The organism is Halobacteriovorax sp. RZ-2, from assembly GCF_043196685.1.
Taxonomy (GTDB): Bacteria; Bdellovibrionota; Bacteriovoracia; order Bacteriovoracales; family Bacteriovoracaceae; genus Halobacteriovorax_A.
Window position 1 is genome coordinate 594,730 of sequence record NZ_JBEBMR010000002.1, and the last position, 22,240, is coordinate 616,969.

Here is a 22,240-nt window from a genome sequence, read left to right on the forward strand (position 1 = left end):
ATCTCTTTACTGCTTAGATTTAGCAAGTATTATGTATGTATGACGAAAATTGATAAAGAAAAGCTTACAGAAGAAATGAATTCTAAGAATCGTGAATGGCTAATTGAGTCTGATGGTGTTTCAGCGCTCTTTATTCATAATCTTGAGAATTTTGCCTATCGCTACCTTGAAACCTCGACAGATAAAGGGATTAAGTGTGTTGTTGATGGGGATGTATTTCGAGTGCAATCTTGTGAGCCGTCAATTTTGGAGGCCCTAAAATGGGATAATCCAGAACTTAAAAAATCTCTCATTGAGCTATGTAAGAAGTATCCTGGAAAGGCCTCTCAAGAGCTTAGGATTAATCTGTGCATTGAAACAAAGATGCTAGGGGAGCATAAGAATGAATGCTCTGCCTTTATTAAGTGCCAACTTCCAAGTGATGAGAGCACAATTCTCTTTGAAAAGACGACGTCGATGAGCTTTGATGACCCAATTGAGCTTAGAAATAAGCATGCGGCCCTTCTAGAAGAGGTTTCAGTAATTTTTTAAAAACGGTGCCATGCTCTTTTTGTTGTGCATGTGCGAAACCAAAGGTGCATGGCACCTGAGATATAAGGATGGCCATGAGTCAGCAACAATATATTTTTGTATGTACAAATCCAGGAAATGAAATTCTTTTAAAAGAAGAGATTAAGATATTTTATCCGGAATTGGTTTTAAGTTTTTCTAAGAAAGGCTTTGTCACATTTAAGAATACGGGTGTTGCATATGACTTGAAAACAATCTCGCAACTCCAACTTACATTTGCAACACGTAGTGGGATCTTCTATGGAAAATCGACTCCTGAAAATATTGTAAATGATGTTAAGGCATCAGGGCTTGATAGTGAAAACTTCATGATTCACAGTTTTACAATTGGGTGTGAGAGCGAATTTGATGCTCAAGAGGCCTTTGGACGTGAGGTAAATGGCTATAGTGCTGAAGGTAAGACTGTTATTGATTTAATTGCCCTAGGCCCAAATGAAATTTGGTTTGGTGCTCATAGTGTGGCCAATGGATGTACTCGCTATCCTAACTCAGTGGTTGAAGTAAATGTGGCCGAAAATGCACCTTCTAAAGGTTATTTAAAACTTGCTCAAATCATAAAGCTATACGCAATCAAATTATATAAAGGGGATTTGTGGCTAGACTTTGGTTGTGCTCCAGGTGGTGCATCACAACTTCTTCTTGATGAAGGTTGCAAGGTTGTGGGAATAGATCCTGCAAAATTAGACCCAGAGGTCGCTAATCACAAAAACTTCACACATATGAAAAGATCAGTGCAGGACCTTTCTCATGAAGATCTACCTGAGGAAGTACGCTGGATTCATGCGGATATTAATATTAATCCTAAACAGTCTATTAAAGAAGTCCTAAGACTAGCAAAGAAGTATAACCGAACATTAAAAGGAATTATCTTTACTGTTCCAGTTGTAAAGATGGAGTATATCGAAAACCTCGAATCATTTGAGGATCAATTCTACGATTGGGGATTTCATAATATCATTAGTCGACAAGTTCCTTCCCACAAAAAGGAGTACGTTATTATAGCAACAAGATAGCTATAAATAGGTACTCATATGCCAAAGAAGTTAGTCCCAAGGTCAGTGTTAAAAATTGTGTCGATGCACAAGTAGCCGCAATTGTTGGTGGCATGGTTCTTTAGTTAACTGGGTTAAATAAGCTAAAATCTTTCTAATGAATTATATTTGAAATCTTAAGATATCTTTGTAAAATACTTAACAAAGTTAAATATTAACAAGGTTACGCATTATTAAAGATTCATTATCTCGTAAATTTATCGAAGTCATCCCATCATCCATGAGCATTATTAGATCTTATATTAAAAGTGCAAGTGAGTCAGAGCTTAGCTTTCCAAAATATCGAATCCTTGCAAGGGTTGATAATGGCACATGTTCAGTAAGTGACCTAGCTGAAATCATGTGTGTATCTTGTGCTGCCATTTCAAAATTAGTGGATACCTTGGTCAATGATAAATATATATCTCGAGAGACTTGTAAAACAGATCGAAGAATCACGAATCTAAAAATTACATCAAAAGGCAAAAAGAAGTTTGAAAAAGTCAGAAGTGCTGCCAGCTGTCGCTTTTTAGAAAACCTAGATGAAATTGATTCATCTGAGGTTAAAAGAGTATCAGATGCACTGCTGGTAATTGAAAGTTTTGTTAAAAATATACAGGAGACTAATTCTTGAAGTTTTATAAAATTGGATTATTGTTTTTTACACTTGTTCCTTGCTTAAGTAGCGCTTCAGTTGAGGATCTTTATTTAAAATCTTTAAAAAAGTCAAAACAAGTTGAAGTATTTGATCTTACAGAGAAGAAGACTATTTCAGACCTTGCAACTGTAGAGTCAACGCTTTATCCGTCAGTTGATATTGTAAATACTAACACCTATAGTGAAGAGTATCGCAATGTTACAACTCGTAATAATGAAGTTGATTCAGAAGTTTTCCTTTCTCTAAATCAGAAACTATTTCAAGGTGGAGCTGAGTTTGCTCTGTATGACTATAATAAAATTGTACCAAAGCAAGCTAAAGCTCTTACTAATAGAAGTCTTGCAGAGTACTACTCTCAATTCACATCGCTTTTCTTTCAAATGTCTTCCGCTATTGAAGAAAAAGAAAGAGTCGATGCGTTATTAGAGAACCTTAGAAAGAGGGTTAGTATTGTTAGAGGTAGAACAAAAATTGGACGAGATCGCAAGGCCGATTTATTTGCTCTAGAGTCCCAATTACACCGCCTCGAAGCAGGACTTGTACAAAGTAAGGCACAGGTAAAGACTTCGATGACTGACCTTATGAATTTTTCTGGACTCGACAATATTGCTGAAGTGAAAGATAGTGTCGATCCATTAAAGCTAACGCTTTCATTAAATGTCGACCTTGAGAACACACCTGAACTAAAAAGTTTGAAGTATGATTATGAAGCTTCTATTGCAGAAGCAAAGATCGAAAAGGCCGCATATTATCCCCAGGTTGATCTTAGGGCCAATTACAATATTGATAAGAACGAGATTGGAGAGCGTGATTGGGGTGTAAGTCTCAATGTTTCCTTAAATTTATTAGATTTTGGTGAAAGAAAATCTCGAGTTGTAAGTAAGAGAATCGCTTCACAAATCAACAAGGCCCAAATTGATTTCAGTAGACGTAATACGAAAAATCGTTGGAATGCATTTGTTCAAAATTTTGAATATAAGAAAAATGAGTTAAAAACACTTAGAAAAGCATTGTTTCGAAGTCGTGCTTCGTATCAAGAGCAGTTGAAAGATCTAAATAAAGGCCTTGTTACACAGATTGAAGTTATTAGGTCACTAGATGATGTCATCGATCTTGAGAAGCTAGCGATTAGATCGTCTCTTGAAGTTAAGTCTTTATATTATCAAGCGAATGCTTACTTAGGTAATATCCCTAAAATTTAAGAAGGTTATATATGAGTTTATCATCATTATCGATAAGAAATCCTGTATTTGCATGGATGTTAATGTTCTCTCTCATTCTCTTTGGAATCTTAGGATTTAGAGAATTGGGAATTAATGAAAACCCAGATGTTGATTACCCATCAATTTCAATCGCCTACCAATATGAAGGGGCAACCCCAGAAGTTGTGGAAAAAGACGTATTAGAGCCGGCCGAGTCTATTCTTGTTTCAATGCAAGGGATTAAAGATATGACATCTACTGCTGGACGTGGGCAAGGGCGAATTGATTTAGAGTTTACACTTGATAAAGATATTGATTTCGCACTTCAGGAAGTTCAAACTCTTCTAGGACGTGCTCAAAGACAGCTTCCTGACGATGTCGAAACTCCAACAGTTACAAAATCCAACGCAGCTGATGATCCAATTCTCTATTTAGCTCTTGTTTCAGATACTTTAACTGAAAGAGAACTAAATATTTTGTTTAAAGATGGTGTTATTGATCAACTGACCACAATCGAGGGTGTCTCTGAAGTTCGTGCTTTTGGTGCGAGAGAGCCTATGATGAGAATTGATGTTATTGCTGATAAGCTAGAAGCGTTTCAATTAACTCTCTCTGATATTGTTCTGACACTCCAACGAGAAAGTGTTGAGCTACCTGCTGGTAAGTTTGAGACGGTTTCAAATGAGAAGAGTTTAAGGGTTTTGGGTGAAGGACGAACAGTTGAAGACTTCAAGAATATGATTATCAATCGACGTGGTGGCCAAGCTAATTACGTACCGATAAGACTTTCTGAAGTTGCAAATATTTACGCTGGTGTTGAAAATCGTACACGTATCTCACGTGTTAATCAAAAGCCATCGCTATCGATGCCAATTTACAAACAAAGAGGTGTTAATGCAGTTGATGTTGCGGATAGAGTTAAAGCGAGAGTTGAAGAGATTTCTAAGAACTTGCCTGAGGGAACAAATCTTTCTGTAAACTTCGATAGAACTTCTTTTATTAGGTTATCAATTGATGAACTTCTTCAAAACCTTGTTCTATCAGTAATTTTAACTTCTTTAGTATGTTGGCTGTTTTTGAACTCAATGTCGGCAACAATAAATATTCTTCTGGCCATTCCTACTGCCATTATTGGAACGTTTTCTTTTATGTACTTAATGGGATTCTCATTAAATACATTCTCTCTTCTTGGATTAACCTTAGCAATCGGTATTGTTGTTGATGATGCTATTGTTATGTTGGAAAATATTGTTCGCTACGCCAAGAAAGGACATGATAAGGTACAGGCAGCTTTTAAAGGAAGTCGTGAGATTGCATTTGCTGTTCTTGCCACGACTGCTGTTCTTGTTGCAATCTTTGCACCTATTACACTAATGCCTGGAATCGAAGGAAGGTTCTTTAAAGAGTTTGCTTTAACAATCTGTATTGCTGTATCTCTATCTTCTCTAGAGGCCCTGACTCTAGCACCAATGAGATGTTCACAATTCTTAAATGTTGCTTCAAAAGGAATCTTTGTTCACGTTTGGGTTGATAGGGCGGTAGAGTTTGGAAATAAAGTTTACATGGGAATTCTTAAGTTCGCACTTGGTCATAGAATTAAAGTTCTTCTTGTATCGACAGCACTGATTTTTGTCGCTTTCTTATCTCTTAATCATATCGATAAGGAATTTGCACCTGAGTCTGATCGTAGCTTCATGTTTGTAATTTTCATCGCTCCAGATGGAAAGAGCTTAGATTACACAAATGAGAAAGTTAAAGAGTATGAAGCAATCGTCTCTAAAAATGAAAATATTCAAAGAATGATTGTTGCAGTTGGAGGTGGACGAGGTGCTACTTCTGGAAACCGTGGTTTTGGTGTTTTAATTCTTAAAGACCGCGATCACAGAAAGCTCACTCAATTTGAAGTTGCAGCCCAGTTGAGAAAAGAATTATCTGTTGTTAAAGGTCTAAAGATTATTATTAGAGATCGTATGGGATCTGCCATTGGTGGCCGAAGAGGAAGTCCGATTGAGTTTACAATTACGGGGCCAGATGCCGCTATTCAAGCACAATTATATGAACAACTAGAAAAGGGGATGAAAGAATCTGATCTAATGGTTGGAATTCGTTCCGATGATATCGGACAGCTTCCTGAAGTTCACATTATTCCTGATCGAATTAAAGCACAACAACGTGGTGTTGAAGTTAATACTATTGCAACTGCTCTTAATGTTGGAGTTGCTGGTTCGGCCGCAACAAAGTATACGGAGCGTGGTAGACGTTACGATGTATTTGTTCAATTAGCTGAGGAAGATCGTACACGCGAGAATATCTCGTCACTACTACTTCAAAATAATCGCGGAGAATTTGTAACTCTAAATGATGTTGTAAAGATCGAAGATGCATTTGGGCCACAGTCTATTTACCGTGAAAATAGGGCAAGAGGGATTCGAGTTGATGCCAATTTAAAAACTGGTGTTGCTCAAAGTAGGGCGATTGATTATATCAAAGAACTTGGTGCGAAAGTATTACCAAAGGGTTACTACTTAAAGTTTTCAAAAGATCTAAATGAATCACTCTTTAGTGTTTTAATGATCATGGTTTTAGGACTTGTTATTGCTTATATGGTTCTGGCCAGTCAGTTTAATTCTTTTTCAGATCCACTAACTGTCTTTCTGGCAATACCATTTGGGTTAGCCGGTTCATTCATCGCACTATGGTTGTCAGGAAGTACTCTGAATATCTACTCGATGATTGGTATCTTACTCACAATGGGGATTGTTAAGAAAACTTCTATTCTTATCGTTGAATTTTCAAATCAACTAAGAGATGAAGGTAAAGAGTTAAAGAATGCAATCTTAGAGGCATGTGAAACACGCTTTAGGCCTATCATTATGACTACTTTTACAACTCTTGCATCTGCTGTACCTGCAGCGGTAATTGTAGGAGCTGGTTCAGAAACAAGAAGGCCAATGGCCTTAGTTATTATAGGAGGGGTTTTTCTCTCAACTATTTTTACACTTGTTGTTGTTCCTTGTTTCTATTCTTTGATAGCAAGGCCAAGAAGAAAAATTTTAGAAGAACTTGATTAAGAGATGCCACAGGATCGCAGTAACGATCCTGTGGTGTGTTATGCTTACTTTAGGTCTTTTAAGACATTAATAATCTTTTGATAACTCTTGCTTGTGTACTGACCATTTAAAAAGGTAATGAGTTGTTCACTTGAAAAATTTTGCCCCTTATCCTTTGTTTCGAAGAAAAAGTTTACAAAAGACTCTGAGATCATCATGACTTTTGAGAGAGGGGAGATGTCGTCGCCTGGATCCATGGCGAAGCCTTCTCCATTTCGAGTCCCGTGGTGTTGTAAAATTATTTGATCGACACCATTAGGGAGTTTCGTAAGCTTTGCAACTTGCTCCGCAGCTAGCTTGGCATGCATGAGAATATAGTTGAGATTCTTCTCACTAACATCAAGTTTGTATGCAAGGTCTTCAACTTCAAAAGCATCTGGATGTTCTTCATAGACAGGTGCCAGAAAGATGTCATGAAAGAAGAAGGCGCATGCCAGTTTTTCTTCTTGTGCAGAGTTACCCCAAGAAACTTGTTTTAGGATAAACTGACTTACATATGTAGCTAAAATAGAATGGGTGTATAAGTACGAAGATTTATTAGCAAGAAGATAGGCCAAGAGTTTCTCGAGCTCGCTAGATTCTTCAATAACTTCTTTGATGATTTTTACACAAGTAAGACTTACTTTTGTAACTTCTTCTAGATTAGCTTGATCACTCAATAAAACCGAGGCGAGTGATTCTAAAGAAACTTCAACAGCCTTTAATTTTTCTTCAGGTGTTGCAGTCTTTTTTAGGTGTAAAATTAACTCCATGGTTAAGTGATTGATACATTGGAGTCTTTTTTCAGGCTTAACGTAGACCTGATCATCCTCTGATTGAATATCTTTATCACTTATTTTTTCATCTTTTGAAAATGTTAATTCATATTCGTCGTTCTTGCGTAGATAAATATCACTATAGGCTTGGTCTGTGAGCTTTAGAAGTTCGATTGGGAGTGGATAAAATTCTCCTACATCTAAGGCAACCATATCCTTGGCCGTAACACTCATAAGTTTTGCGGCAGCTCTGACAATGGATTTAATATCGTATCTGTTCGGAATATAGACTACGGATGGAGGAATTGTAGAAGCCGAGTCCTTATCTACTTGATTGTTAAACATAATGATATTGGACTTTAACTTAACAGAGGGGATCATTTCTAAGATTTCATCAGAAATTTGAGGGAATTTATCGAGGTAGTTTGCACTGACGATGAGGTCAATATAATTCTTTCTTGCAAGGAGATTTTGAATCTCACTTTTGTTTTTTGCAACGACTACTTTCAAACCAACGTATGCACTTAAGTTTGCAGCATATACTGAACTTAAGATATTTTCATCTGAAATAATCAAAACTCTAGATCGCATATAATTCCCATCGTATTTATTCACATGTATTATATACTATTATTTAATTTAATTAAGCTAAAGTTGTTAGGAGAGCAGAAATGATAAGAGCATTGTATATTACTGATGAAGATATCAATAAAGACAATTATCTAAGAAGTAATCTGCCTAAGGATGTAGAACTAGTAAAGGTTAACTCTAAAGAAGAGGCTATTGATCAAGTATTAAGTAAAGGGCCTTTTCAAATTGGCCTAATTGATGTTGAAAATAAGAATATTTCAGCAATGGACTTAATGACGACTTACAGTGAACTTGTTGATGATATGGACTTTGTTTTCTTTGGAAATTCGTCTTTATATGCTGGCAATATCGAATCTCAATTAGATGATGAACTGATGCATCTTGCTCATCATCTTGAGTATCCTTTTAATGAGGAAGCGCTAGATAATGTCTTTATGGATATTATTCTCAAATATAAGAGGATTGAAGAGAATGCTGCCGTTATTGAGATTGATGAGTCTGAGTTTGCTCCTTTAAAACTTCGAAGCCTATACTTATTTAAATCAATACCTGCTGATGCTTATATTAAATTTACTTCACATAAATTTATGAAAGTAATTAAGAAGAATGCAGTCATCACAGAGGCCTTGATTCAAAGCTTTGTTAAAAGAAAAGTAAAATTTGTATGCCTTTATAAAAGTGATCAATTACAAATCTTGGAAGACGCTATTACTGAGATGTATATAACTTTGGATAAACATAAAGACACAAAGGTCTTACTTGAAAATTTAATAAGATCTGTTGGAATTATCCATTCGTATTTAAGATGGATTGGTACTGGAGATGCTGTCTTATCTCTTGTTGATAAGGTGATTGAAAAATGTGAACTGGTCATTGAAAAAGAACCAGATCTATTGACACTATTAAGTAAATTCCCTTTCACTGCAGGAGATGTGGCAGAAAAGAGTCTTCTCACATCGCTATTTGGCTGTAGTATTCTTGAGTCCATAAACTATAAGGCAAGTGGGACAAGATCAAAAATCATTCTAAGTGCTATCCTATGTGACTCGACTTTAGAAAACGATGATTTATGTAAAATCAATTCAGTGAAGGATCCAAACCTAAGAATGTTCTCCGAAGAGGAACAAGAAGAGTTTAAGATTCATCCTGTTAGAGAAGGGGAGCTCGCGAGCCTTTTTACAAAGTATCCTGAAGTTGACTTCATTCTTCACCAGCATCATGAACAACCTGATGGTAGTGGCTTTCCTGTAGGGTTACGAGGGAAAAAGATAACTTTAATCTCTGCCATTTTTATCCTTTCCAATGACTTTGCTTCTTATATAATACAAAGAGGCCTAAAGAGGTCGGTACTGAGAAAAGCTGCAGAAGTTTTAGAAGAAAAATATGCGTATGTACCATTTAAAGAGCCTTTTAAAATGTTAACTAAGAAATTGGCCTAAGAATGACAACTAAACTAATCCCCTGGGGCGAAAGCGAAAAAGAAAAGTGGTTCAAAGAACAAACGATCAAGAGATCGTATCTTGAAGAAGTCGTTTCAAAGATCAAAAAGTTAGAAGAGCATTTTGAAATTTTACAATATGGCGCTCTTCCATATGATGAAGAAAAGTATCCACTTTTTATCATTAAAAGTAAGAACTCTTCACCAGATAAAAGAACGGTTCTGATTACTGGTGGTGTCCATGGTTATGAAACTAGTGGAGTTCACGGTGCCCTTGGTTTTCTAGAAAGAGAAGCTTTAAATTATATTGATTCATTTAACTTCATCGTTACTCCATGTATCAGCCCCTGGGGGTATGAGACCATCAATCGTTGGAACCCAAAGACAGTTGATCCAAATCGCTCCTTCTATGTAAATGGGCCAGCACCAGAGTGTAACCTCGTTATGAAGGCCATTTCTGATTTAGGTGTTGAGATCTTTGCCCATTTTGATCTTCATGAGACGACAGATACTGACAATACTATCTTTAGGCCGGCCCTAGAGAAGAGGGATGGAATTCCTCAAGATGTTTGGGATATCCCTGATGGATTCTATCTTGTTGATGATAGTGATAATCCTACTCCTGAGTTTCAAAAGGCGATCATTGATTCAGTTCGCAAGGTCACACATATTGCTCCTGCTGATGAAAGTGGCAAGATTATAGGATCTGCTGTTGAACAAGAGGGGGTTATCAATTATGCCCTAAAGAAACTTCATCTCTGTGCATCTTTTTCCAATGCAAAGTTTTGTACAACGACTGAAGTCTATCCCGATAGTCCAAAGGTTACCGACGAGGATTGTGTAAATGCACAGGTCGCAGCTATTGTTGGTGGGCTTGATTATTTAATCTCTAGAATATAGAGTCATCCCCTGATCTAACAGAACAAGATAAAGGCGCAGGTCGAACTCAACTTGATGATAATTAGGCTGCATATACTCGCAAAGTTTATAGAAGGCCTTGTTATGGTCCTTTTCCTTAAAGTGGGCCAGTTCGTGAACAACAAGCATTTCAAGCATCTCACGAGGAGCATTTTTTAGAGTGCGTGAGATTCTCATCTCGTGCTTCTTCTTTAGCTTACCACCATGATTTCGACTAATATAAGTGTGGGTTCCAAGAGCATCGTTAACGAGGTCTTTTTGCTTTTCGTAGATGACCTTGCTCAATTGAGGGACATTACGCATGTACTTGTCCTTAAGCTCATTTGCATACTTGTAGAGTAATTTGTCGGAGTTGATTTCATGCGGATGTGGGTACTTATTTAAGAGGTATGACCTAAGATTACCACTGGCAATCAAATCCTGGATTTGCTGTTTCAAATGTTCCGGATAATGTCGAAAGTACTTTTCAATAGGCATACCCACTCCGATTAGTTAGAAAGTTTCTAATGGAAGGTATTCAACACCATTTTTGGTTGAATGACTATGAAATAAGATAAACTCTTTAGTTTCAATACTAAATTCAGGTATGTGAAGTGTTTGAATAAACTCTTCTACTTCATCCTCACTAGTTCCTCGCTCCATTCTACCCAAAGTGAGGTGAGGGGTGAATTTCATCTTATCCATTTTTAGTTCTAGGTCTTGGAGAACCTCTTCTACCTTAGCCTGTAGCTTCATTAGCTCTTCATTATTTTCGACACCCATCCATATGGGAGTACCGCGACGATGAGTATGAAAGTGGCCCAAGGCCTTGAAGCTCAATGGAAAAGATGAGAAGTTAATTGTATCAAGCTGCTCTTTGATTTGTTCTAATAATTCATCTGAAACCTCGCCAATGAATTTCAAGGTTAAGTGGAGATTGGCCGCAGGATAGCGGTGAAATTTAGCATGGACCATCTTCACATTCTTCAATTTTTCCTTTGCATCTTTGGGTAAATCAATGGCGACAAAAACTCTCATGATTGATTTCCTATAAGCAAGATCCTACTTTTATTTGCACATATTTGTGTCTATCACGACATTCAAATATTGCTATCTTAGCATGATTAAGTATTCGGAATTATTTCATTTAGTTAAAGTTTCTTTAGAAAAGTTAAATTCGGATTTGATGCCCGTTTAAAATACCAAGGATCATATCATACTGGTTTTTTTATAAGGGAATTAAATGAAAGATTTATTTAGAACGTTCGTTGTTATTAGTTTTGGATTACTTACATTCAATCATGCTTATGCCGAAATTAAAGGTCATATTGATGCAGTTAAAGTCGTCAATAATAAACTAGTCGTAAGTGGGTGGGCCTGTGACCAGACAGTTAATCAATCCATTAATGTGCATATCTATGCTGGTGACTCTTTAAGTAATAAGAAGATTCTTTCAAATTTTAAAGCAAGCAATCCAAGTGAAGCAGCGGTTTCAAATGTTTGTCAAAATACTTTCACTAAACATCGTTTCGCTCATACCTTTAGCGACGATCAATGGAAATCCAATGCAGGAAAGCTTGTCTTTGGTTTTGGGATCTCTTTGACTGGTGGCCCAAATTTACAAATTGGAAAAAGTGGATACTTTCGAATTCCTGCCTATGTCTCCGATAGAAAGATTAGTGAGCTATTTACAACAAATGGCCAAAATTTAACGATTCCATCTGGGATCACTGCCACTCTCGATCGCAATATTAACGTAGGTTTATTGCAAGTTGATGGAGAGTTTAGGTGTCCTGATAATTCTTCAAGTTACCGAATCATCGCTAAAGCAATTTTAGTAAATGGTAAGTTTATTTGTGGGACGAGTGGTAAGAGATTTCAAGGAAAGCTTAGAATTGAACTTGCTGATGGCCTTGAATTAAATAGTGGCAATCATTCAATGGGAAAGAGGGCCTTCGCAGTTCACGGTCAAGGGCAATTACATTTACATGGGGTTTATCGTAATAGTGGGATTATTAAGCTCGCTAATCATGCCAACCCAGGTAATACAACAATTACACTTTCAACTAATGTAAATTGGAAGAAAGATGATGAGATTGTTATCTCTTCAACTTCATTTGATATGAATGAAGCAGAGAGAGTTAAAATTGTTTCCGTTAATAACAATGTTGTCTCTCTTAATAGAGGACTTAATTATAAGCACTGGGGTGTTAATCGTACTTTAAGTCACAGCGGGAAAAGTTGGACGCTAGACAATAGAGCAACTGTTGCAAATCTAACTCGAAATATCGTGATTGCATCTCATGGCACTTCTCATACGTCTTCATACCTTGGTGGACACGTCATGGTTATGGGAAGCGCTAAGGCATATGTTGATTCAGTCCAGTTTTCTAAGCTTGGACGAATGGGGGAGATGGCAAGATATCCATTCCATTGGCATATGGTAGGAAATGCAAGTGGACAGTATATTAAGAACTCATCTGTTACTGACAGTTATCAAAGATGTATTACCGTTCACGCAACAAATTACGTAAGTGTCATTGGAAATGTTTGTTATAACCACTTTGGTCATGGTTATTTCCTAGAAGATGGTAATGAAGTAAAGAATACTCTAAGTCACAATATTGGACTGGTTTCAAAGAAAGTTCCTGAATCGAGGGCATTACTCATTTCAGATGTAAGAGGGGTTTCGGGAAGATTTCCTAGTCCTTCGACTTATTGGATTTCAAACCCAGATAATACTGTTGCATATAACGTTGCCGCTGGGTCTGAAGGAACTGGTTTTTGGATGGCATTTGAAAAAAATAGAATTTGTTCTCCTGACGGACTTTGTTCAACACCAATAACGAATAATACCCTAAGGTATGACAACAATACGGCCCACTCAAGTAAGGTCGGTCATACATGGGATGGGGCACCAGATGGTGCTTTAAGAAATAATCCAAATAATCCTGAAGACAGGGAGCTTATGAGTGCTCACTACGGGCCTTCTAATTACCCAGTGTTTAAAAATCTCGTTGCTTTTAAGAATACTGAAAGTGGGATTTACTTTAGAGGAAGGGCCGCTCAATTTGATAATGCTGTACTAGCAGATAATCGTTGGGCCATCTTTACAGCTTACTCGCAGCGTTTTACGAACTCGGCAATTGTTGGGCAAAGTGCAAATAATTCAAATAAAGATAAGGGAATACTTGCTAGTGTACTTCCTAGTAACTCATTTGTCTCGGGAATCGTTGTCTATGATGGGCCTTTTGAATTAGATAACGTAACATTCTTTGATTATCCAAGTACACAACAAACTTATAGTAATAGGAATATCACTCCAATACCAATTACCAATATTGGGGGAGCTAATCGATTTGAAAATAAGGTTCGTGGCCTAAAGTTTGCCTCAACACCATGGAAGAGATTTTACTATGAAACGAATAATCAAAACTGGATTGATTCCGCCTATTCAATGTCGGTTAGAGACCTCGACGGTTCTTTAACTGGGGTAAGTGGTTCAGTAGTCGTTCCTTATAATAATTTTAATAATAGTGCTTGTAGTGCAAGAACTGATTGGAATGCGTATGTTTGTAATTATAATTTAGGTCTTTTCACTTTCCGCTCTGTTAAAGGAAGAAATGGTGTTGAAGATAATAATAAAATCTACTTCACTTTGAAAAGAGGAGCGCAGTCTAAGGTTCTAACATCGATTGCTTCAAGTAATTGGAATAATAAATTTAATACTATTGTTGGGACTAGTGATATCTATCAAGTTGATTTTGAATCAGTTCCTTCTCTTGATAAGCAATTTAAAATTAACTACCAAGCTGAAAGTAATCAGTCCACAAGTGCTGTTGTCCAAATCGTTGGTGGAAATAATTGTGATCTCCTAGGAGCAACGAAGTTACAAAGTTTAGCGGCCCTAAGAGGTTACAATGGAAATGGGTACTATGTATCTGGCGATTCTATTTATCTTAGAATGAAGGCGACAATTAAGCACCCTTGGCATGCTAAAGCTCCGCTTAGTAACTCATATTATCGAACTATGGATATAACGTGTAGGTAGTGATGAAAATAATCGCAATCATATTGGCATTTTCCATTACGGGGTTTCTGTTTCTAGACTCGGAGGTTAAAGAGCTCGAAGAGTCTGTAACAGAAAGCACTAGTAAAGAGCTTGTCGAAAAAGAAGAGGCTCAAAGTTTTGAGTTAAGTTCAGATAGGAAGATAGAAGTTGTGGATATTGAGGAAAGAATAGATGAGCTTGAGTCAAGAATTTATGACTCAGAGAACTCTTCGGGAAAGGATGCTAATGATACTAGAATGATTATTTCAAGTATCAAAGAAAGTCATGGGCAAGAAATTGATACTTTAGACAAGTTATCAAATGCAGAAAGGGCATATATATCTTTGAAAAATATGGCACCGGAAGATTTCTATAAATTGTCTTATCAAGATAGAGATAAATTAATGTTGGAGTTTGGTGGTCGAGAAATTCTTAGTGAGTATTACTATAAGTATGAAGTCCTCGGTGAGAATTATAACTTACCATCTTCCGATGAAATAAGTCAGATGAAAAACCTTGCTCAATTAGAACTAGTTGATGAAGGCGATCCAACAATGATGATTAGCGAATAAAAAACGTAAGAGAAGTTAATCTTTAGTCTTCTTAACTGGTTTTGTTGCTAGCGTTTTTAGTAGAATAAGCTCAACTCCAGTGACGGTGAAAGAGCTTATGCAAAGAAAGGTCTCATTTCGTAATTTAGCAGGCCTTGACGGTCGAGCGACAGGACTAGGTGAGAAGGAAGTCACAAAGCAGCGCTCAAAATTTGGAACAAATGAAATTGTCGAACGAGTAGGCAGTCCGTGGCTTGAGCTTATTGTGGATACGCTGAAGGACCCTATGGTTTGGTTCCTTGTCAGCATCTCTGCAGTTTTCTACTTTATTGGGGAATTTAGCGAATCCCTTATTTTAATTCTAGCTACATTGCCACTTATCTTCATGGATGCTTTTCTTCACTTTCGAACGCAAGCATCAACTGCTGGGCTTAGAAGTCAGCTCTCTTCAAAAGTTACGCTCCTCAGGGAAGGCAAGGTGGTTATCGTTGACTCTCTTGATATTGTTCCGGGAGACCTCGTTGTGCTCTCAAGTAAGAATCTCTTCTTACCGGCCGATGGTTATTGGGAAGAAGTGGACTCGTTACAGGTTGATGAGTCAGTCTTAACAGGAGAGGCATTTCCCGTAAAAAAATCTTCGATTGAATTTGACCCCTTTGTCACGAGTGGAGAGGCTTTCGTAGAGACAAGTGTTTTAGGCTTTGCTGGAACAAGGGTCTTAACAGGCAAGGGAATCTTAAGGGTATTATCTACTGGCAAGAGTACTTCCTATGGTGAAATTGTTCAGTCTGTTGTTAAGATTTCTCACGAAAGAACACCTCTTCAGTCAGCAATTTTAGAACTCACACGTTTATTGGTCTATGCTTCTGTCGTTCTATGTTTGGCCATTGCTGCAATCAGGTTCTATCAAGGACATGGATGGCTCGATGCACTCTTAAGTGCTGCAGTCCTGGCCGTGGCCGCTTTGCCTGAAGAGTTTCCTGTCGTGTTCTCATTCTTTTTAGGTGTTGGTGTTTACCGATTAGCAAAGCACCATGCTCTCGTTAGAAGGGCCGTATCCGTTGAAAATATCGGTCGTGTCACTCAAATCTGTACCGATAAGACCGGTACCATAACCATTGGTAAGCTCGAGTTGGCCCACTTTGTTACATCAGATAACTTTTCTCAAACTCAAATTTTGCTAATGGCCTTAGCGGCATCTAATGCTGAAGGCAGTGATCCTGTCGATATCGCTCTGATAAGTGAAGCAAAACTTAGAGGGATCAATATCCCTAAGAGATTAAATGTTATTCCATTTACAGAAGATCGAAAGCGTGAGTCTGGGTTCTTTCTTTACGATAATGATTTAATTTGTGCCATTAAGGGCTCGCCTGAGGTTGTCTTGTCAAAGTCAGACCTTTCACAAAATGAAAAACTTAAGTGGATAAAAGAAGTTGTGAATCTAGCGAAGGGGGGCCATAAAGTGTTAGCTGTTGGCGCCACTCTGGTGTCGCAAGCAGGTGTGGAATCTTGCTTAGAGCCAGAAGGCGGATTCACACTTTATGGAATCCTTGCATTTGAAGATCCAGCGCGACCAGAAGTGAAAGAAGCAATAAATTATTGTAAGGATAATGCAATTAAAGTGCTTATGATAACCGGTGATCACCCCGACACTGCAGGTGCAATTGCAAAAGATGTGGGATTGATTGATTCTAAACCCATTGTCGTTTCGGCCGAATTTGAACCAGAAAAGCTCGAAGATGAGTGGATATTAAAGAATCCTAATTTTTTTAAGAGTGTCGACATTGTAGCAAGGTGTAATCCTATTCAAAAACTTAGAATCGTCGAGAGTTTAAAGAGAGTTGGTGAGTTAGTTGTCGTTACTGGTGATGGAGTAAACGATGTCCCTGCTCTTAAGGCCGCCGATATTGGAGTGGCAATGGGACTAAGAGGAACAAGAAGTGCAAGGGAAGTCTCTTCAATCATCCTCACAGACGATAATTTTAGTACGATCGTTAATGCAATTCGAGAAGGAAAGCAACTTTTTGAAAACCTAAGAATGAGCTTCAAGTATCTTTTACTTATTCATATGCCATTTGTTCTTACGGCCGCAATTATTCCGTTACTAGGTTACCCTCTGCTTTATTTACCGATCCACGTGGTATGGCTCGAACTTATCATTCATCCAACAGCTCTATTTGCATTTCAGCAAGATGCTAAGCAGGGCCCTCGTCGTCAGGAAATCACGACTCGAAAATCCTTTTTTAATCGAAGAGATTTAGTAATCATCTTGGGCATCGGGCTTGGTTTAACAATCATCCTTGTTATCTTCTATATTAGCGCAGTCGCTGAGGGCCAAGATGTCGCTCACGGACGAGCAAAGGCCATGGCACTTCTTTCTCTTTGGAGTGCAGGGATCGTTGTGGCCTTAACAAGAGGAAGGACTATTACAGCAAAGCTTATCATTGTAATCACTTCACTCATGACTATTGTCCTCATTCAGAGTTCATTAATGGATAAGATACTTCATTTAACACCTTTGCATTTTATGGATTGGGCAAAAGTTTGTGCAATTGTTCTTTGTTTTGTTATTGGCCTTAAAATATCTAGGTCTTCAATATAACAAGAAAGTAAATAAAAACCTAAGTTTATCATTGAGTAAATTAATATAATCTATTGTCAATATATATATTATTGCTGTTTACAATTCCGGTATAGTTATTGGAGGTGTAAACAAAGGAGCATTGCATGAATGCCAATGAAATCATTTTCCTAATTTCATGCCTCGCATTGATTGGGGTATATATTACGATTGAGAAGTTTATAAAAATTAAATCTTCGAAAAGAGACTACTATACTAATGCCGGTGATATGAGCGATACAAAAGATCGTAGAAGTAAGATTACTACTGATCACTTAGTGGCCATGAAAAAGAAAAATCAATTATCAGCTAAGAAAAGCGCTTAGAAAAAAACGATTCATTTCTGAGGTCGTACTTAATTAAGTATGGCCTCAAAATTTCCAACACACACTTAGATAAAATTAAACTCGTAATTTGTACGAAGGATTGTTTTGAAGATACTAATGGAAGGTATATTTTCTCTATCAAGTGTGAATAATCTATTTGGTGCACTTGTGGCCATCATTGGGTTAGGTGTCTTTGTCTATAGTTTCTTCTATATGAAGAGCTTCAGCATGAAAGATAAAATTATCTACTATATCTCACTTATTCTTTTCACAATTTCGATGTTTGGAATAATCTACTCATCAAATCTATTACTATTATATTTATTTTGGGAAATGACGAGTGTCACATCCTTCTTTTTGATTGGACTAAAGAATGAGGATTCAAAAGTTAGAGAAAAAGCAAAGTGGGCCCTGTACACAACTGTAGGAGGTGGGCTTTTTCTTCTCTTTGGTATCTTATTAATTTCTCAAATAGGAGTTGATTTAGGCCTATCATTTTCTGAGTCATTTAACTTATCCAGCTTAATGGAGAAGGAAGGCTTTTCTAATCATGAGTATTTTAAAGTTTCTTTGATCACACTATTTATAGGAATTAGTTCAAAATCGGCACTCTTCCCATTTTCGTACTGGCTCCCTTTGGCCATGGCCGGCCCGACTCCCGTCAGTAGCTTTCTTCACTCTGCAACCATGGTAAAGGCCGGACTCATCTTAGGAGTTAAGGTATTTCCACTATATGCTCAAGATCCACTGTGGCAGGTGCTCTTTATTGGAGCAGGTATTTTAACTGTGCTTCACGGTGGCTTCCAGTGTCTGCTACAAAGTAATTTTAAGACAATGCTAGCATATTCCACCATTTGTATTCTTGGAATGCTTGCCATTCTACTTGGGATTGCAAACGAATATTCAATCATAAGCTTTGTCTTATTAGTCATTGCACATGCTTTTTACAAGGCAAGTCTCTTTCAATATGTTGGCTATTTTGCAAAAGCTTTAAAAACAATGGATAGACATGAATTATTAAATAGTGATCGTGTTGGTATATTGCCATTTATTGTAGCTCTATTGAGTACAATGAGCATGGTAGGGATTCCACTAAGTGTGGGCTTTTATGCTAAGGAATATATTTACTTAACATCGATAAAATCTTATCTACTATGGATTCTCGTTCCTACCTTTTTTCTTGGAAACCTCTTTATGGGTATTCAGGCCGTCAATCTTCTTCGTGTCTCTTGGCCACAAGTAAGAAGCTATGTAATCGGTTATAAGGGACTTCTTATCTCTCCATTAATCTATTCATTAATCGCATTATCTATTGCTCTGGCCCCAAATGTGTTAGGGATTAACTTAATTGCTGAAAAGGCAGTCGGTGAGGTTGGGCTTAGCTCTCAAAATATACATATTAAACCTTGGCATGGGCTTGAGTACCCATATGGCACAGTTCTAGTTCTAAGTATCATTACAATCTTAGGTAGTGTTTTAGGGAGTATTCTTCTGGATAAGCACTTTTTGAAACTCGATGAATTTTCAAAGAAATATTCTGACTTTAGTCCATGGCCCATGCTTGAAAGGGGACTGTCTATTACTTTGGATGTATTTAAGAAAATGAATCTGGCGTTACAAAATGGTAATTTCGCCCACTATATACGCATCACTCTTGGTTTTCTTACACTCCTGACTCTTTCTACTCATATTGGGATAGCAAATATAGTTTCTCCAAAGATTGACTTCACACTGTCAAAGTTTTTGAGTTTATCAGGGATTTTAGCTGGATTGGTTTTTGCATACTTAAGTAAATCAAATCTTAAAGCAATTCTCTATTTCGTTCTTTCAGGTTTCTTCCTGGTTTTATTCTTCGGCTATCATAGTGCCGCAGATGTTAGCATGACTCAGCTTATGGTTGAAACTCTCTCTTTATTCTTTGTATTCTTCCTCATTAAGGCCGTTCCCATTGATGGACGGGATTTGAGAATAAATATTAAACCAATTAATTTCATAATCGCTTTCTTATATGGAGTTTCTATATTTACTTTTTCCATGGCCAAGAATCTAAATTTTGATATGACTGCCAGTCGCTACTTTTTTGAGAATTCAAAGCTTTTGGCCAAGGGGGAGAATGTTGTTAACGTCATTCTTGTGGATTATCGGGCCATGGATACATTTGGTGAAGTGCTTGTCGTGGCAATTGCAATTGTTGGTGTACTAGCAATTTTCTCTAAGAGAGGTGAACGTGAATGAGGCACTAATACGGGGAAGCTTTAAGGTTGTCTGTCCACTTCTTGCTATCTTATCTCTCTTACTACTTTTAAGAGGACATGATCTATCAGGAGGAGGCTTTATTGGTGGGTTAGTATTATCATTGTCCATGATACTCCACTTTATCTCCCATCAGGATTCTAGGTTAAGGAAATGGATATACACTAATTTCACTTCTATTATCGCTATGAGTATCTTAGTTCTTATTCTTGTTCTCATAATACCCATTGCCTTAGGAAAAGCCGGACTGAGTTCTATGTGGACAAGTATCCCTTTTCCGATTGCTGGAAAAATTAGCTCTGTCTTAGTATTTGATTCAATTGTTTTTATCATTGTCTCATCAAGTACTACCATGGCCTATGTGAAATTTATCAGTTTCTCAAAGGAGAATGGTGTTTAAATGACATTTCTAGTTGGTTGTATATTTTTATTCATCGGTTTTCTTTTCTTGTTAAAGAACACATGGGTCAATAGTATCTTTGCCATTATCACATTGGGTAATGGAGCAAACCTTATCATCTTCTCAATTGGCCAGGTCGTTGCTCATGGATACCCCTTCGCCAAAGAAGGAGATACCTTCGATTCCGACTTTGCAGATCCCTTAACTCAGGCGCTTGTTCTAACTGCAATCGTTATCTCTTTTGCAACACTGTGTTTTGTCATTTCTGTAATTAAGAAGATTAATGATTCTAGGCAAGGGGGAAAGGCGTAATGATCCATCAATACTTCTTTATCATCTTTCTCGTCTTGCCGCTTCTTTCTGCATCCTTTACGCTCATGTTTAAAGAATCTGATCGGTTAGGGCTATTCTTTTCAAACTTATTTTCGCTCTTATACTTTATATATTCTGGGATTTGTCTCTTCTCTTACACTGAAGCTTCCACATTTGTCGCAGGAGACTGGGAAAGTGGCATTGGAATATCTTTAAGCTATGATCTTTTCTCTGGAGTCATGATTTTTGTTATTGGAGCAATTTATTTTACCGGTGCTCTCTATGCATACCCAGGAGTTACGGTTGAGAAAAAGAGTGTTTATCACTTCTTATATAACACCCTTTTTTTAGGTCTTACAGGGGCATTTCTTACTCGCGACTTATTTAATTTATTTGTGTGGTTTGAAATCACACTTATGAGTAGCTATGTTCTTGTCGTACTTGATTCGTCTCGAAAAAGACTAAAGAGTGGGCTGAAGTATATTCTTCTTAATTTTATCAGTGGGCTTATCTTTTTGATTTCAATTGCTCTAATTTATAAATTTACAAATACATTAGACTTTAAAGTCTTAAGTGAAAGGCTATCTCAATTATATGCTATTGATGCGGGCCTCGTTCGCTCTCTTGCGCTCTCGCTCTTTGGTGCCTTTGCCATTAAATCAGCGTTCTTTCCTCTATTTTTTTGGTTACCAGAAAGCTACCCAAAGCTTTCCGCAGGCCTTAGTGGAGTCTTAGCAGGGCTACTCACAAAGCTAGGACTCTATGCAATGATTAGAGTTTTTGGACAGGTTTTTCCGCCAGATCTTCAGTTGTTTTGGACAATTCTTATATTGGCCATGTTGACTCTTCTCATCGGTGTATGGTTCGCTGTCGTCCAAAATAAATTACGTGAAATCTTAAGTTACCATATTATTAGTCAGGTTGGTTTTATTGGAATAGGTGTGAGCTTTTGTTTGCATCCTGATATGGCAATAAAGAAGTTTGGACTAGCTTGTGCCTTATTTTATATTTTTCATCACATTATTGTTAAAACAAATCTCTTCTTTGTTTCTGGCCTCGTTAGAAACTTTGCATATACGGAAAAGATAACAAAATTGGGAGGGCTACTTAAGACTTCTCCAACAATTGCGATACTATTTATGATCCCTGCTGCAAGTCTAATTGGAATACCACCATTTTCTGGTTTTTGGGCAAAGTTAGGTCTTTTTAAGATAGCAACTGAAAGTCGTCTTATTTGGATCATCATACCTATGATTATTGGAAGCTTCTTCACATTATATAGTATGGTCAAAATTTGGAGTGGTGTCTTTTGGGGAGAGTACCATGAGTTTATTGTCTCTTTTCCCAAGGTCGCAATCATTCGATCATATATCTCTTGTATCTTACTTTGTATTTTTACTCTGATTATTAGTTTTAACCCTCTTCTCATCTTCAAACTGGCCCAGCAGGTGGGAAAGATTGGATTGGTGTACTAG

Annotated in this window: 18 protein-coding genes; 15 read left to right on the plus strand and 3 right to left on the minus strand. The window is 37.3% G+C overall.

The genetic code is table 11. From position 1 onward, the window contains the following. Window positions 1–39: 39 nt before the first annotated feature. The 5 genes from ABMA78_RS08925 (at window position 40) to ABMA78_RS08945 (ending at window position 6,532) form a co-directional block, all read left to right on the plus strand. On the plus strand, window positions 40–531 hold the full coding sequence (locus ABMA78_RS08925; RefSeq protein ID WP_392859151.1) for a hypothetical protein: 492 nt from the start codon (window positions 40–42) through the stop codon (window positions 529–531). 74 nt (window positions 532–605) lie between these two features. Continuing rightward, window positions 606–1,583, plus strand: a complete 978-nt coding sequence (locus tag ABMA78_RS08930) for an SAM-dependent methyltransferase (protein WP_392859153.1) — start codon at window positions 606–608, stop codon at window positions 1,581–1,583. 259 nt (window positions 1,584–1,842) lie between these two features. Beyond that, window positions 1,843–2,235, plus strand: a complete 393-nt coding sequence (locus ABMA78_RS08935; protein ID WP_392859155.1) for a MarR family winged helix-turn-helix transcriptional regulator — start codon at window positions 1,843–1,845, stop codon at window positions 2,233–2,235. Continuing rightward, window positions 2,232–3,461 (plus strand): TolC family protein, encoded by a 1,230-nt coding sequence (locus ABMA78_RS08940; protein ID WP_392859157.1) that lies wholly within the window; start codon window positions 2,232–2,234, stop codon window positions 3,459–3,461. Before ABMA78_RS08935 ends, ABMA78_RS08940 begins: the two co-directional genes overlap by 4 nt. Before the next feature lie 11 nt (window positions 3,462–3,472). Next, window positions 3,473–6,532, plus strand: a complete 3,060-nt coding sequence (locus tag ABMA78_RS08945) for an efflux RND transporter permease subunit (protein ID WP_392859158.1) — start codon at window positions 3,473–3,475, stop codon at window positions 6,530–6,532. A gap of 44 nt (window positions 6,533–6,576) precedes the next feature. Here the strand turns inward: ABMA78_RS08945 and ABMA78_RS08950 are convergent, their stop codons facing one another. Continuing rightward, complete coding sequence (locus ABMA78_RS08950; protein WP_392859159.1) at window positions 6,577–7,941, minus strand: HD domain-containing protein; 1,365 nt, start codon at window positions 7,939–7,941, stop codon at window positions 6,577–6,579. A 56-nt stretch (window positions 7,942–7,997) separates the two neighbouring features. On the opposite strand from ABMA78_RS08950, the gene ABMA78_RS08955 reads away from it, so the two are divergent. Together ABMA78_RS08955 and ABMA78_RS08960 are read left to right on the plus strand one after the other, a co-directional pair. Beyond that, window positions 7,998–9,356 (plus strand): HD domain-containing phosphohydrolase, encoded by a 1,359-nt coding sequence (locus ABMA78_RS08955; protein ID WP_392859161.1) that lies wholly within the window; start codon window positions 7,998–8,000, stop codon window positions 9,354–9,356. A 2-nt stretch (window positions 9,357–9,358) separates the two neighbouring features. Beyond that, window positions 9,359–10,255, plus strand: coding sequence for a M14 family metallocarboxypeptidase (locus ABMA78_RS08960; RefSeq protein WP_392859163.1), 897 nt, complete (start codon window positions 9,359–9,361; stop codon window positions 10,253–10,255). On the opposite strand, the gene ABMA78_RS08965 is transcribed toward ABMA78_RS08960, so the two are convergent. Together ABMA78_RS08965 and thpR are read right to left on the minus strand one after the other, a co-directional pair. Beyond that, window positions 10,238–10,750 carry a M48 family metallopeptidase gene (locus ABMA78_RS08965; RefSeq protein ID WP_392859166.1) on the minus strand — a complete coding sequence of 171 codons (513 nt, stop codon included), beginning with the start codon at window positions 10,748–10,750 and terminating at the stop codon, window positions 10,238–10,240. The two genes, ABMA78_RS08960 and ABMA78_RS08965, sit on opposite strands and share 18 nt — an antisense overlap. Window positions 10,751–10,765: 15 nt before the next feature. Next, on the minus strand, window positions 10,766–11,290 hold the full coding sequence (thpR, locus tag ABMA78_RS08970; protein ID WP_392859168.1) for an RNA 2',3'-cyclic phosphodiesterase: 525 nt from the start codon (window positions 11,288–11,290) through the stop codon (window positions 10,766–10,768). Between the two features lie 205 nt (window positions 11,291–11,495). Between thpR and ABMA78_RS08975 the strand changes: the two genes are divergently transcribed. The 8 genes from ABMA78_RS08975 to ABMA78_RS09010 all read left to right on the plus strand — a co-directional run bounded on the left by ABMA78_RS08975 (window position 11,496) and on the right by ABMA78_RS09010 (window position 22,240). Further along, a complete protein-coding gene (locus ABMA78_RS08975) occupies window positions 11,496–14,303 on the plus strand; it encodes a G8 domain-containing protein (RefSeq protein WP_392859170.1) in 2,808 nt (935 codons plus the stop codon). A 2-nt stretch (window positions 14,304–14,305) separates the two neighbouring features. After that, window positions 14,306–14,875, plus strand: coding sequence for a hypothetical protein (locus ABMA78_RS08980; protein ID WP_392859173.1), 570 nt, complete (start codon window positions 14,306–14,308; stop codon window positions 14,873–14,875). A gap of 97 nt (window positions 14,876–14,972) precedes the next feature. Further along, the gene (locus ABMA78_RS08985) at window positions 14,973–17,456 is read left to right on the plus strand and encodes a cation-translocating P-type ATPase (protein ID WP_392859175.1); all 2,484 of its coding nucleotides are present in this window, start codon (window positions 14,973–14,975) and stop codon (window positions 17,454–17,456) included. 125 nt (window positions 17,457–17,581) lie between these two features. Next, entirely contained in the window at window positions 17,582–17,800 is a 219-nt protein-coding gene (locus tag ABMA78_RS08990) for a hypothetical protein (protein WP_392859178.1), read from the plus strand. Between the two features lie 117 nt (window positions 17,801–17,917). Further along, complete coding sequence (gene mbhE, locus ABMA78_RS08995; protein WP_392859180.1) at window positions 17,918–20,035, plus strand: hydrogen gas-evolving membrane-bound hydrogenase subunit E; 2,118 nt, start codon at window positions 17,918–17,920, stop codon at window positions 20,033–20,035. Further along, a complete protein-coding gene (locus ABMA78_RS09000) occupies window positions 20,028–20,453 on the plus strand; it encodes an MnhB domain-containing protein (RefSeq protein ID WP_392859183.1) in 426 nt (141 codons plus the stop codon). Before mbhE ends, ABMA78_RS09000 begins: the two co-directional genes overlap by 8 nt. Next, on the plus strand, window positions 20,454–20,765 hold the full coding sequence (locus tag ABMA78_RS09005; RefSeq protein WP_392859186.1) for a sodium:proton antiporter: 312 nt from the start codon (window positions 20,454–20,456) through the stop codon (window positions 20,763–20,765). Next, on the plus strand, window positions 20,765–22,240 hold the full coding sequence (locus ABMA78_RS09010; protein ID WP_392859188.1) for a complex I subunit 5 family protein: 1,476 nt from the start codon (window positions 20,765–20,767) through the stop codon (window positions 22,238–22,240). Before ABMA78_RS09005 ends, ABMA78_RS09010 begins: the two co-directional genes overlap by 1 nt.